The organism is Chitinophaga sp. 05T412 (assembly GCF_056396465.1).
Genome location: NZ_JBFTLN010000013.1, coordinates 133095 through 147178 on the forward strand (window position 1 = coordinate 133095; position 14084 = coordinate 147178).

At 47.1% G+C, this 14084-nt stretch carries 8 protein-coding genes; 5 read left to right on the forward strand and 3 right to left on the reverse strand.

Features of this window, described 5'->3' with window-relative positions; genetic code table 11:
- Positions 1–22: 22 nt before the first annotated feature.
- On the reverse strand, positions 23–2419 hold the full coding sequence (pbpC, locus tag AC1DFM_RS25685; protein WP_477079634.1) for a penicillin-binding protein 1C: 2397 nt from the start codon (positions 2417–2419) through the stop codon (positions 23–25).
- Between the two features lie 135 nt (positions 2420–2554).
- Here pbpC and AC1DFM_RS25690 point away from each other — a divergent pair, with 135 nt between their 5' ends.
- Together AC1DFM_RS25690 and AC1DFM_RS25695 are read left to right on the forward strand one after the other, a co-directional pair.
- Positions 2555–2899: a YciI family protein gene (locus AC1DFM_RS25690; protein WP_477079635.1), complete on the forward strand. Its 345-nt coding sequence runs from the start codon at positions 2555–2557 to the stop codon at positions 2897–2899.
- A 6-nt stretch (positions 2900–2905) separates the two neighbouring features.
- Entirely contained in the window at positions 2906–4159 is a 1254-nt protein-coding gene (locus AC1DFM_RS25695; protein ID WP_477079636.1) for an RNA polymerase sigma factor, read from the forward strand.
- A gap of 6 nt (positions 4160–4165) precedes the next feature.
- Here the strand turns inward: AC1DFM_RS25695 and AC1DFM_RS25700 are convergent, their stop codons facing one another.
- Positions 4166–5287, reverse strand: coding sequence for an alkene reductase (locus AC1DFM_RS25700; protein WP_477079637.1), 1122 nt, complete (start codon positions 5285–5287; stop codon positions 4166–4168).
- A gap of 122 nt (positions 5288–5409) precedes the next feature.
- Here AC1DFM_RS25700 and AC1DFM_RS25705 point away from each other — a divergent pair, with 122 nt between their 5' ends.
- From AC1DFM_RS25705 to gap, 3 genes are all read left to right on the forward strand, one after another.
- Complete coding sequence (locus AC1DFM_RS25705) at positions 5410–6285, forward strand: helix-turn-helix domain-containing protein (RefSeq protein WP_477079638.1); 876 nt, start codon at positions 5410–5412, stop codon at positions 6283–6285.
- 211 nt (positions 6286–6496) lie between these two features.
- Positions 6497–7351 carry an alpha/beta fold hydrolase gene (locus AC1DFM_RS25710; protein ID WP_477079639.1) on the forward strand — a complete coding sequence of 285 codons (855 nt, stop codon included), beginning with the start codon at positions 6497–6499 and terminating at the stop codon, positions 7349–7351.
- Between the two features lie 19 nt (positions 7352–7370).
- Positions 7371–8378, forward strand: coding sequence for a type I glyceraldehyde-3-phosphate dehydrogenase (gap, locus tag AC1DFM_RS25715; protein WP_477079640.1), 1008 nt, complete (start codon positions 7371–7373; stop codon positions 8376–8378).
- A gap of 82 nt (positions 8379–8460) precedes the next feature.
- Here gap and AC1DFM_RS25720 read toward each other — a convergent pair whose 3' ends face one another.
- On the reverse strand, positions 8461–14049 hold the full coding sequence (locus AC1DFM_RS25720; RefSeq protein WP_477079641.1) for an alpha-2-macroglobulin family protein: 5589 nt from the start codon (positions 14047–14049) through the stop codon (positions 8461–8463).
- Between the last annotated feature and the right edge of the window lie 35 nt (positions 14050–14084).

Sequence of the window (14084 nt, forward strand, 5' to 3'; positions counted from 1 at the left end):
TTCGTAATTTGTAATTCTTTTTTTACTCCCTTTCTTTCGCCAAAATCTCAAACCGCTGCTCTATCCTTTCTCCATTTTCATCTACCAATGTAATCGTATGTTTCCCCGCTGCGGGATGTAACGCCATCTGATGAAATTCTATGGTGGTACCGATAAAATTATTATCCAGGTGCCAGAATATTTTAGCTGTGCTATTGCGATGTGTAGCCGTAAAGATGGTTTGGCCGGGCTTTCCGTCAATTTCTATCGGTACAAATATGCGTGCATCCGGTCGTGGATAAATAAGCTCCATCGGCGCTTTATCTTGTCCCAGAGAAGCGAGGCATTCAGGTTTGTAAGGAGGTAGCTGCTGATAATAATTTTTACTACGGTAATAATATTCCTGAGATGGCGGCAATACAAACCAGGATTTATGCTGCATGAACTGTGGCGACTCGCAACTCTCTGTTACGCGCCACTGCCCGGTTCTATCAAGATGAATGAGCTGGTGATAAGGACAAATACCGGCCCGCATACCCGCTACGGGTACATAGATAGAATCTTTTTCATCACATAGATCGCTGGCGCGGAAGCCGCTTTTGCGGCATACTTCTATTTTTCGCAATTGTGCGTAAGGCGTGTTAAACCAGCCGCTGGTGTGTAACAGGCGGAACACATCAAATAGAATGGGAGCAGCCGTAGCTACGCCAATCAATCCCGGGCGGCCTTCTCCATCGGCATTACCTACCCATACACCTACTACATATTGCGGTGTTACGCCAATGGCCCATCCATCGCGGAAGCCGAAGCTGGTACCGGTTTTCCACGCCACACGCTGTGAGGAGGAAAATTGTTGCCAGAGGAGTTCTTCACCGGGGCGCATTACTTCTGTCATAGCCTGAAAGGCGTACCAGATGGAGCCGGCGTCGAGTAGTCCATCTCTGCTTAAACCATATTTGGATGGGCGTTGTATATCCTGGCGGTAATTAGGTGGATGGATATCATCCATGTTGTATTTCCCTTTGTATTGCTCCATATGCAGCAGTGTACGCGCCATGCTGGCATACATGCCGCACATTTCCCAGAGGGTGGTTTCTCCGCCACCAAGGATCAGCGATAGGCCATAGTGATCTGCCGGTTTATTGAGCGTGGTGATGCCCATTTTTTGTAGCAGGGCATGGAACCGTTCGTAACGGTATTGTTGCAGCATACGTACTGCAGGTATGTTCAGCGACCGGGCCAGGGCGCGGGAGGCTGGTACAGCGCCATCATAGCCGAGATCAAAGTTCTGTGGCGAATAGCCGGCAATTTGGGTAGGGATATCCGGGATGAGGGTATTGGGCAATATGAGACCGTCGTTGAGCATGGCCGCATATAGCACGGGTTTGAGCGTGCTGCCGGGACTTCTTCTTGCCTGAATAATATCTACATGGCTTTCCAGTTCAGGGTCAGCAGGATGATAGATGTTACCTACATAGGAAAGGGTGTTACCGGTTTCTACGTCGAGCACCAACACGGCGGCATTATTGATGCCATTGGCTTTATAGGTGCTGTGATACCGTTCCGCAATAGCGGCGGTATTGCGTTGGAGATCGGCCAGTACGGTGGTTTTGATACGCGTAGGTGCATCCGATTGTTGTTGCAGGTATTCTTTACGGAAAAGATCGAGTAAATGCGGCGCATCTTGTGGTAGCGGCAAAGGCTGATCTGGTAAAGGCTCCAGCTTGGCCAGCTGACAGGTAATGCTGTCGATGGTATGCTGCCGGTATAGTTTGGTGAGCAGCTGATTACGTTTATTCAATAACGTTACCCTGTTGCGTCCGGGGTGCACGAGCGCAGGGCTGTTTGGTAAAACAGCCAATGCCGCCATTTCTCCCCATGATAATAAATCTGCTTTACGGCCATAATACCGCCAGGCCGCAGCTTCCAGGCCCACCACGTTGCCACCGAAAGGCGCGTTGGCAGCATACAAGGCAATAATTTTCTTTTTAGAGGCGGCAAATTCCAGTCGCGTAGCCAATACTGCTTCCACTACTTTTTGCCAGATATTACGGGATTGATTGCGCGATAACCGTATTACCTGCATGGTGAGCGTACTGCCTCCACTTACCACTTTTTTACCGCGGATATTTTGATTCACGGCCCGTACCATGGCCAGTGGATCAAGTCCCCAGTGGTAATAGAAGCGTTTATCTTCATAGGCTACAATACATTTCTCAAACTTCTCGGGTACATGGGCATTGTAAGGAAAGCGCCATTGCCCGTCTGGTGCGATGCTGGCATTCAGCAGGTCGCCATTGCTATCTTCTATCACATAAGAAGTAGCAGAAGTAAACAGCTGTTTGGGTAAACAAAAATAGTAGGCGATGAGTAGCATACCTGCAGCACCAAGCCACCACTTCCTTTTAAGGCACCATTGTTTGAGACGATATAGCTTCATCAGGGAATCCGGTAATAATTTTATGTGTCCAAAGATAGGGTTAACTTTATAAGTGATGTGTATCTGAGAAAAGTTATTTGTCCCCTTTCGGCAAGTTGGGTCGTTATGAGGATGAATCAACAAAACTGAATGATCATGAAAGAATTCGTATTAATTTTCAGAAACAGTAAAGATGCACATGACAACCCATCGCCTGCACAATTGCAGGAAAGGATGAACTGGATGGCAGGCGTGGCTGCCCGCAATCTGCTGGTCGACAAAGGGAACCGGCTGTCGGCCACCGGGGCTAAAACGGTAAAGCCCAACAATCTGGTAACGGATGGGCCTTACACAGAAATAAAAGAATTTATTACCGGCTATATGCTGCTGAAAGCGGCCACTATCGACGAGGCAGTGGCCATTGCACAGGAAAATCCCATGATTAAAATGGGCGGAAATATAGAAATCAGAGAGGTATTAACAGTACCTGGAAAAAACTAGTGATCCATGGCAGAACAGGCCGCCACACATTCCGATCTTTTACCTCACTTATTCCGCTTGGAATACACTAAAATGACGGCGGTATTATGCCGTCATTTTGGCTTGCAACATATTGCCATCGCAGAAGATATTGCCAGCGAAACTTTTTTGCGGGCAGCAGAAACCTGGGGAGTAAATGGTATTCCGGAGAACCCGGCCGCCTGGTTGTACACCGTGGCGAAGAATAAAACCAAAGACTATCTTAAACGCTTGTCTGTATTTGAAACACGGGTAAAGCCTGCAATCGGAACAAGCGAAGCCACTAAGGACCCCGACTTCGATTTCTCTCCTCAAACTATTACAGATAGTCAATTGGCGATGATTTTTGCCGTTTGCAATCCTGCCAATTCTAAAGAAGCGCAAATATGTTTGGCCCTGCAAATCCTTTGTGGATTTAGTGTGGAGGAAATCGCGGCCGCCTTTCTCACCAAAAAAGAAACCATCAAAAAAAGATTACTGAGAGCCAGGGCGCAGCTTCGGGAAGATCATTTTCAAATTAAGGTGCTGGATGAAAACATGATTGCAGCACGACTGGATACCGTTTTAAAAACGTTGTATCTACTATTTAACGAAGGTTATTTTTCTACGTCTCATAACCATGCTATTCGTAAAGACCTTTGTTCTGAAGCTATGCGGCTTACACTTATTTTAACCGAAAGTCCACTGGCAGGTACTACCACCACCAATGCGCTGTTGGCGTTAATGTGTTATCAAAGCTCCCGGCTGGATGCCCGCGAAAATGATATGGGAGAAGCTATTTTATATGAGCAGCAAGACAGTAGCCTGTGGAGCAGGCCACTGATTGAAAAGGGCAATTACTACCTGGTGAATGCCTGTTCCGGAGAAGCTATTTCGCAGTATCACCTGGAGGCCGGTATTGCTTATTGGCATACCACACCTACGGACCAGCACAAATGGGAGCATATTTTACAGCTCTATAATCAACTGATTCAGGTGGCTTATACGCCTGTTACCGCACTAAACAGGGCCTTTGCGTATGCAAAAGTACATGGCCATGAAGCGGGTATCAGAGAAGTAGAAAAGCTACAGTTGATGGAACATGATTACTATTATGCCCTATTGGCTTATTTATGGGCTGATACAGCCGTATATAAAGCGATTGACTACTACCATAAAGCCATTGCCCTTACACGGTCAGCTTCTACCCGAAAAACGCTGCAAAAGGCAGTAGCAGCGTTACAGCCATCACCGGCGCGTTAATTCATCTCAACTGTTAATCGCCATTGCCTTTATTTCCGGTTGCGGATGTATAATGGGGAGATCGATATATCCGGTATCTCCACCTTCATAAAAAACGGCAGGATCAGGTACGGCTAAAGGCGTGCGGTGACGGAATCTGTCTACCAGATCCGGGTTGGCAATGAATGGTTTGCCATAAGCAATCATATCTGCCAGGCCGGCTTGCAGCAGGGCTTCACCGGAATCGGCGGTATACCCGCCTGCTACTATCAGCAGTTGTTTAAAGCGTTGGCGTATTTGCTGCAGGTAATCGGCAGACAGCGTATAAGCGCCATTTACCGGCATGCCAGACAGGTGAATATAGAAGATGCCCAGTTGTTGTAAAGCATCCGTGAGATACAGATGAGTAGCGGTTTCTTCCGGATAGGTGGGCAGGTCGTTGATGCCTACGAAAGGCGACAGGCGAATGCCGGTATGTTCCTTGCCAATGGCGGCCGTAACACCTTCCATGATGTCCAGCAGGAAGCGGCTGCGGTTAGCGATGCTGCCTCCATAACGATCGGTGCGTTGGTTGGTGACGGGGTGCAGGAACTGAGCAGGCAGGAATCCATGGGCGCCGTGTATTTCCACACCGTCGAAACCAAGATCCATGGCGGTGATAGCGGCTTGTATGTGGGCGTCTACCAGGGCGGCGGCGCCTTCGGTAGTCAGCACTTCCGGTTCCGGCATGGGATGGTGCTCATTGTTGGGCGTACGTATGATGTCTGCTGCTTTCAGCGAAGAGGCGCCTACTAAAGGGAGGTGACCTTCATGGTTAAGTGCATGGCCAATACGACCGGTGTGTACTAACTGCACAAAGATTTTCCCATCTCTCGCATGTACTTCATCCACTACTTTTTTCCAGGCAGCTTTTTGTGGCGCGTTATAAATACCGGGTGCATTCAGATAGCCGACACCGTTAGGCGCCACTGCGCTATTTTCTGCAATGATTAAACCGGCGCCTGCTCTTTGGCCGTAGTAAAGTGGCGCGGATGCACTGGGAATGGCCTGCTCAGCGCGGCGTCTGCTCATAGGCGCCATCACTACACGGTTTTTAAATGTAATAGCAGGCGTTATCAGCGGCGATAATAATTTTTCAGGTGTGTTCATGGCGGACTGTTTTATGAATACAAAATTACTGGCGGCAGTTACGGTGGAACAGTGATAAAGAAGGGTTTCTTTTGTAACTTTAGAGGTTGGAAACGGGCGTTATCCCATAAAGACAGTCAGCTATGGAGCATAAAGTATTACATCAGCCGTTTGAATTATATGTATCAGACCTGGAATGCTGGAAAGAACGGGCGTTGATTTACCATTTCTTCGAAATCGTTCAAATCATGGAGGGGACGGGTGTTCGCAGAACCAACTGGAATGATTTCCCCTATGAAAAGGGAAGCATTTTCCTGTTTACGCCACTGGATTGCAGGGGATTTAATGCCACCACTCCTACCCGTTTTTGTTCTATTCGCTTCTCCGAGGTATTTCTGGGGCAATATAAAAATGCGCAGGATCGGGAAAGGATTGTGCAATGGTTAAAACAGCTGGAGCATATCTTCTCCCATCATAACCGTTTTCAGCAATTGTTGGTAAAAGATCCTGGCGACTGCCAGCAGATTATTACCTTAATGAACCTGGTGATGCAGGAGTATGAAAACAAAGCGGCTTATCATGAAGAGAATTTGCAGCACCTCGTGACTTTATTGCTGAATATTCTATCGCGTAATGTCACTGATAGTACGGCCCCTACTGCTGGTTCAGCTGAATGTGAAGCCGAGCCATTAATTAACCGTATGCTGATTCATATCAGGCAGCATATCAGTGATGCAGATAAGTTGAGAGTCGATTATCTGGCGTCGCACTTTAATCTCTCCGCTAATTATGTAGGCGAATATTTCCGAAAGCTTACCGGCGAAAGTTTGCAGCATTATATCACGCAATATAAGGTGAAGATGGTGCAACAGCGGTTGGCATTCAGTAATTTAACGATTAGCCAGATTGCCGGCGAACTGGGTTTTACAGATGAAAGTCATTTAGGACGACAGTTCAAAAAGCACAGCGGGGAAAGTCCGCTTGAATACCGGAAACGTAGCAAACTAGTAGAGAATTAAATTTAATTTATTGAAAATCAATTGATTTAATAGTTTTTAAATTTTTTTAAAAATATTTGTACCATTTGGTAAAATATACATATCTTTATCTCAGTAAATCATTCCACATGCTACACAAGCCAAATAATCCAACATAGTCTTCCTTTTCTTTTCAGCTTGCCATCACTCTTTTTTTTAACAGTATTGTACCAATTAGTACAAAATTTATCACATGAAAGCTACCAACGTATTACATAAGACCGTTACCGTAAATCATCAAGACATATTTTACCGGGAAGCAGGCGCACCAGAGGCACCAACAATCCTGCTGTTACATGGTTTCCCTACCAGCTCACATATGTATCGGGATTTGATAAATGACCTGGCGGACAGGTATCATGTTATTGCGCCGGATTACCCCGGATTTGGGCTTAGTAGCATCCCCCCGCTGACCGCTTTCGACTATACCTTCGATAACCTGGCACTGATCATAGAGCAGTTTATTGATACGCTTGGCTTGAAAAAATTTACCTGGTATTTACAGGACTACGGCGGCCCTATCGGCTTCCGCATTATTACCAAAAGACCTGACCTGGTGAAGGCATTGGTGATACAGAATGCCAATATCTATGACGATGGACTAGGTCCCGAAGTGCAGATTTTGGGCACATTAGCAGGAGATACGCTGTTGGATGCGATTGCTAAAAAACTAACACTGGAGTATATAAAGAAGGAACACCTGTTAGGCGCCGCCAATGCCGAGCTCATAAGCCCTGACAGCTATCAGCTGGCACATTTCTACATGAACAGGCCGGGCGTGCAGGAAGTACAGATCGCGCTGTTCCTGAATTACAGTACCAATTTCCCGAAATACCCGGAATGGCAGCAATATCTCCGCACCCAGCAACCGCCCGTATTAGTGGTATGGGGAAAGAATGATGAGATCTTTACCTGGCCTGGTGCAGTCGCCTATCAACGCGATGTACCCAATGCCGCGGTTCATTTACTGGATGGCAGCCATTTCATGCTGGAAGAATACCATGAAGAAGTAGCCTCCCTGATACATGACTTTTTGAAAAAATTATAACCACTTAAAATATTTATCTATGTCTGACAAGAAAATTGCTATCAATGGATTTGGAAGAATTGGAAGATTGTTTTTCCGTGAAATATTTAATCAGCAAGGCGCGGAAGTAGTGGCCATCAATGATTTAACCAGTCCTGCTGTATTGGCCCACCTGCTGAAATACGATACTGCCCAGGGCCGGTTTGACGCTACGGTTACTGCTACAGAAGATGCTATTCTGGTAAATGGAAAAGAGATAAAAGTATATGCGAAGAGAAATCCAGCGGAGATCCCCTGGGGATTACATTCGGTAGATGTGGTACTGGAAAGTACCGGCTTTTTCACCGATAAAAGCACGGCGGCCGCGCACCTTACAGCCGGCGCCAAAAAAGTAGTGATCTCTGCACCTGCTACCGGCGACATCAAAACCATCGTTTATAATGTGAATCATGATATACTGGATGGTACGGAAACCATTATCAGCTGCGCTTCCTGCACCACCAACTGCCTGGCCCCCATGGCACAGGTATTAGATGATTCGTTTGGTATCGTTAACGGACTGATGACTACCATACACGCCTATACGAATGATCAGAATACCCATGATGCCCCTCATGGTAAAGGAGATCTGAGACGCGCCAGAGCCGCTGCACAAAATATTATTCCTACCAGCACCGGCGCTGCCAAAGCCATAGGTCTGGTATTGCCTAAGTTAAAAGGAAAGCTGGATGGTACTTCTCAACGTGTTCCCGTTATTGCCGGTTCATTAACAGAACTAACGGTAACGCTGCAACGCAAAGTAACAGTAGATGAAGTGAACGCTGCTATGAAAGCAGCTGCTAACGAAAGCTTTGGGTACAATACCGATGAAATAGTAAGCAGTGACGTGATTGGCATCCACTACGGTTCGCTCTTTGATGCCACACAAACAAAAGTATTAACTACCGGTGATCAGCAGATCGTGAAAACGGTTAGCTGGTACGATAATGAAATGAGCTATGTATCGCAGTTAGTAAGAACGGTTAAACATTTTAGCGAATCTTTTTAGTGATTAGGGTTAGTAAAAAAGCAAAGGAGATAAACAGATGACCGTTTATCTCCTTTGCTTTTTTTATGGCTGCTATTAGCTGCTATTTCGTTACTTCCACCCACTTGCCTGGCTGGAAGGCATGTATGGTATTATCATACATCGCTTCGCAGGCGGTAGCCGGCAGGTAGTATCTGCCGAGGTAGGCCGCATTCAGCAATACATTATACGTACGCTTCTTGCCTTCCTCAATGTTGAAGTAAGTATATACCCTGTCATCACGGATATCCATATACGTAGATGGGGAAGAATGGAATGCGCTGTCATTTTCCATTAAGCGGGTATTGAGTATTTCCCAACCTGACGGGAAGATCTGCGACAAGGCCATTTGTTCGTAATAACCACGTTTACCCGGATTGATGATCGTAACGGTTGCCATGAAGTCGCTGCCCTGTTTGAGGGTGGCCGGGTCCAGTGGTTTACCATCGCGGGTGCTGTAGTTCACCTGCATACCTAATATTTCCGGATTGTTGGTGGCTACTGGTTCCTGGCCTGCATCAGGTTGTCCCTGCAGAATGAGGCGTACATACAATACATTCTGTCCGTTATTCTGGATGCTGATATTGCCTGCATTGCTGTTAAAGCTAACAGGAATCTGCGTCACAAACGATTGACCATTTACGCTGCCTTTAACACCATTGAGCGTGTAGTTAAAGTTCATCTTGCTGCCTCCTTTATTGTTACCACAGAACTTGGCAACGGCAATTAAAGCGTACGCTGTGGTCTGCGTGCTATACCACTGGTCGTTTTGCGATAACTGTGCGGCAATTTGTTTTGCCAGTTCGTTGGCGCGATTGCGTTGTCCGAGGATGGTAATGGTTTCCAGTATCATGGCTTTATCGCGCAGATCAGAACCGAAGGTACCGCCTAACTGCGTATATGGTTTCACGTCAGTTGGGAGATTTTGCACCAGTGAATTCGCCACTTCCGGTTGACCAGAAAGTTTATAAGCAGCTGCCAGTCGCCATTTGGCTGGGACAGACAAATACTTGAATTCTTTTAACCGGTTCATGGCGCCTAATTCCGGTGATTTCGCCAATGCCAGCAGATACAGACGATAAGCCTGTGTAAGATCACCGCCATAGAAGTTGAGCGTGCTAGGCGCCCAGGTACCGGCTTTGTTGCGCTGGAATTTCTTCCACTGATCCAGTAATCCCGGAGGCAATGTATAGCCCTGTGCCTGTGCTTCTATGAGGAAATGTCCGCCATAGTTGGTACCCCACTCATCGGAGTTGCCGCCGCCTGGCCAGTAGCTGAAGCCACCGTCGGAGGTCTGGAAGCTCTTCAGACGATTGATACCGGCTTTTACATTACGGTCAATTTCTGCCAGCTGACTTTCTTTCACATCCATCAGCTGATTCAGTACCAGCTGCGGGAATACGCCCGAAGTAGTTTGCTCAATACATCCATGTGGATATTCAATGAGGAAACGTAAGCGCTTGCCCAGGTTAAGGGATGGAATGGTAGATACTTCCAGTGTACCGCTGTTGGTGCCCGCCATGCCCACCGGGCTATAAGCGGATTCCCAGTTTCTGCCAGCCTCGAGGGTATTTTCAATGATGTTGGTAATCACCGGATTCGGGTTACGCACATTGAGTTCTATGTCTTCTTCTGCTTTTTCAGCGCCACTGGTAGCCACTACTTTTATTTTAGCAACGCCTGTTTGTGGTCTTACTTTTACATCGAAGTATACCAGTTGTTCTCCTGGTTGAGAGAAGGTCACTGTTTTAGTTCGTTCTCCTACTATTTCCAGTAATGGGCTGGTACTGATGGTCACGTTAGCGCTGCGGATATTGGGTTCCAGACCAAACACGGTTACCGGTACCTGAATGGTTTCTGATGGGCCCAGTACACGCGGTGCGGTAGTGAGCAACATCAGCGGTTTCTTCACGGCCACGGCTTTTTCAGCAAAGCCGTATGCACCATCCTGACCCGCTACTACCATGGCTTTTACGGAACCGATATATGGCGGCAGTTTGAATTTATGGGTTTGTTTTTGTCCTGATTTCAGGTAGAAAGGACCCATGTATTTTACCACGGGCTTAAAGCGATTGGCTTTAGCGCCACCGGCATTTTTGTCCAGTCCTTCGTCACCACCAATGCTGAGGATACGATCCATATCAGCGCCCCATGCGCCGATCACGAAATCATAGAGATCCCATGTTTTTACGCCCAGCGCTTCTCTTGCATAGAAGGAGCTATGCGGGTCCGGTGTTTTAAAGCGGGTAAGATCCAGCAAGCCTTCATCTACAATGGCGATGGTATAGGTCATCGCTTTGCCATTACTTTCGCTCACGGCAATGCTGGCTTCTGTTTCCGGCTTCAGCTTATCGGACATGGTGATCACCGGTTTAAGAATCGTGCCCGGATCTTCTACAGAAATAGGAATGGTACCATACATACGGATCGGTAAATCGTTGAGCGTTTGTGCATGTTTTTGCAGCAAACTAACGTTCACGTATATATTAGGCGTCATGTTTTTCTCCGCCTTGAATTTGAAAGAGGTTTGTCCTTGCTTGGTGGAGATCCAATAGGTCTTTAATACTTTGCTTCCGGATTCGATGCTGACCAGTCCGCGTCCGCCTTCACTGCTGGGGATGGTGAGGGTAATATCGTCGCCGGTTTTGTATTGTTGTTTATCTGATGTAAACACGAGCATGGATGCTTCTGCAGGATTTTCTTTCTGCATTCTTGACGCCCAGCCCGGCCAGTCGAGATACACTGCTTTACCAGCGGTATGGCCACTTTGCAGGTCTTTTACTCTTACCAGGTATCTGCCCCAGTCGGGAGAGTTTATTTGTAAGTTCCATTTGCCTTTCCCGTCGTGCAGGGTCACGGTTTCTTTAGTCAGCAACTGATTGTAGCTGTCTTGTGTAAAGTTGGAGTAGTCGTCATCGGACCCTTCATCCCACCACCATCTCCATTTTATTTTATACAGTTCTACCTGTACTTCTTTGCTGCCTCTGGTAAGGTTACCGTTGTCATCCACATCTACCAGGTCAATGGTATGTGGCTGATCGGTGAGTAACATGCCGGTGGTACGATCACCTGCTGGCATGCGTAAGCCGGCATAGGAAGTAAATGGATTATAAGGCATGGAGAAATGGTCGATACTGAAATCGCCTCCCGGCTCAAATACTTTTACTTCGAAATTAGCTTTGAGTTGTCCCGGTGCTACCTTACCCAGTTGGAGGTCGGCATTTACAGGGGCGGTACCATTTTCGTTGAGTGGTCCTTCGAAGATGGTTTTATTTTCTGCGTCGAAATGTGTTACCGGATCATCGAAAGAGTAGTCCGTAAAGTTTTTGAAGCTGGTGCTGCTTTGTACCAGCGACACATCTACTTTGGCTTTGAGATGCTGGGCAGTAGCGCCAAACAGYCACATGGCCGACAGGGTACCAGTGGAGCTGCCTTTGGACAACGACATATTAGTGCCGAAATCCATTTTTATTTTAAGCCGGTTAGGCTTCACCGTTTCTATGCGAACATTTTTCTGGAAGGTGGCGCCACCTACTTTTACTTTCGCTACCCAGCTACCGGTAGGATCATCCGGTTGGGTGGCAGTAGCAAAGCTGTAGAAGCCATTGAGGCCTTCGTGTTGATTAATGCGTTTGTATAGTTGTCCTTTTGGATTATATAACTCCATGGTTACCGGGTGATCGGCAGGTAGTTTCGCGCCTTTATCTTCCAGGATGAAGGTGAGATAAACAGAATCACCGGGGCGCCATACGCCACGTTCACCGTAGAGGAAGCCTTTGATACCGTTTTGTACTTCTTCTCCTTTTACGTCGAAGCGGCTCAATGGCAGGGAGCTTCCGTCATCCAGTTTCAGGTAGCCTCTTTCATTTTCTTTTTTGGCGATGAGGAGGTAAGGTTTGCGTTTCAGATCAAAGGAAGCCATTCCTTCTCCATCGCTTTTGGTTTTATAGATTACCTGGTTTTGATAGTCGAGTAGTTCCAGTTCCACGCCTATCATGGGTTTGGTATCGCGTATATCCGTTACCGCTACTACCATGCTGTTATCATTGCCTCTTTTGGCAATCAGGCCAATATTGGAAGAAATGATGTTGCGGGAAGCCCATTTGTCTCTGCTATAGTAGGAGTTGGAGCAGGCGTCATTGCGGCGATCCCAGTTATATCCATAAGGATAGTAACTGTCGTAGCGCTGCCAGAAGGAATCATCTTCGTCAATTTTTTCGCCGCCGTAATAATCTTCTTCGTCGCCTTCATCTGCATAGGCGGATGTTGTTTTGTCGCCGGTGGTGTCTGCGGAGCAGGCGGTTATGGCATACGATTTCCGGAAGCCGATGGTGATGCGATAAATAGCGCCAGGCTCGGTGCGGAGCATTTTATCGAGATCGAGGAAGAAGCGATTTTTCTTATGCAGGTTCACTGATTTATCCACATCGAGGCGAATCGTTTTCTCTACTACGGGCTTGCCTACACGACGTAATTCTTCGCTGCCGTCGAGGTTATTGCGTTGCAGATATTGTGGTACGTTGTTTTCAAAAATTTTGACGATGGTAACGTCTACCGCGTTGAGGTTGACGGCTTCAAACGGCATCACCAGTTTATTGCTTTCCGGCAGGATAACGCCTTTGCCAGGAATGCTKACAGAAGGAAGCGTATTTTCAAAGTTGACGTTGGCGCTGAAAGATTTGCCCAGGCGTTTATCCGTAATGTTTGTTATGGCTTCATTGATCAATACATTATAGTTGCCTTCCAGTCTGGTGGGAGTATAAACGCTTACTTCGCTACCATCAATGGTGTAGCGTAGATCGCTTTGACCGCTGATACCAATGAGTCCTTCCAGCGTTTGGGCCATGCTCACCGGATCGGAGAACTGTACCAACAGGTGTTGTTCCGGATCAGAGAGGGCTTTCACGTCTAATACTTTAAAGTCGCCGATGGCAGGCACTTCGACGGTCTTTTTTTCGGTGACGTTGTCTACTTTCAGTGGAGCGCCATTCCAGTTGAGTTCCAGGTTGCGGGCAATATTAGCGCGGGCAATATTGGCAATGGTGAATCGGGACGTGCGTTCGGCGGCATTATGCTGCCAGGTGATGGGCAGGTTTTTACCACCATATTGGGCAGTGAGTACTTTCTCGATGGACTGCGGATCTTCTACGTCGGCAGTATATACAGCGCCGGTAAAGGTCATACGGTCCAGGGTGTTGTTACTACTGGCTTTCAGCCCGAAATTTTCATAAGAAAAAGAAGGCTTGATAATCTTGAATTCAAAATCAAAAGATTTCAGGTCTTTAGGAACATCGATGATTTTCCCCAGCTTAAAGTTGGCCTGGTAGGTTTTTCCAGGTTGCAGATTTTCATCTGGCCGGAATTCAATGGTAGTCGCGTCAATCCAGTACGATTTACCCTTGATGGAGGGAGAGAATTCGAATACCTCTTTGTCCAGGGCTTCGTTCTGGGTATGTGTGACATTTGTTTGTCCGGTCAGGTGAACCCGGATAGCACTTTGTTTGGAAATGATACCAGCGGTGTACGCCTCAATATACCGGGCAAATTCCGGATTCATTTCTTTTCGGGTAGTACGGCAACCACTGACAATCAACAGGGTGGCCATGAAAAGAAATAAGGCTGCTACAACAGTAAGCCGTTTTGATGGGTGCATCAGTAAGGATGTTAGGGTGATTAACTATTAGGTGC

Coding starts and splice junctions, on each gene's coding strand:
- AC1DFM_RS25700 (WP_477079637.1), bottom strand. CDS start 5,287: ATGAACACACCTGAAAAATTATTATCGCCGCTGATAACGCCTGCTATT.
- pbpC (WP_477079634.1), bottom strand. CDS start 2,419: ATGAAGCTATATCGTCTCAAACAATGGTGCCTTAAAAGGAAGTGGTGG.
- AC1DFM_RS25710 (WP_477079639.1), top strand. CDS start 6,497: ATGAAAGCTACCAACGTATTACATAAGACCGTTACCGTAAATCATCAA.
- AC1DFM_RS25695 (WP_477079636.1), top strand. CDS start 2,906: ATGGCAGAACAGGCCGCCACACATTCCGATCTTTTACCTCACTTATTC.
- AC1DFM_RS25705 (WP_477079638.1), top strand. CDS start 5,410: ATGGAGCATAAAGTATTACATCAGCCGTTTGAATTATATGTATCAGAC.
- AC1DFM_RS25690 (WP_477079635.1), top strand. CDS start 2,555: ATGAAAGAATTCGTATTAATTTTCAGAAACAGTAAAGATGCACATGAC.
- gap (WP_477079640.1), top strand. CDS start 7,371: ATGTCTGACAAGAAAATTGCTATCAATGGATTTGGAAGAATTGGAAGA.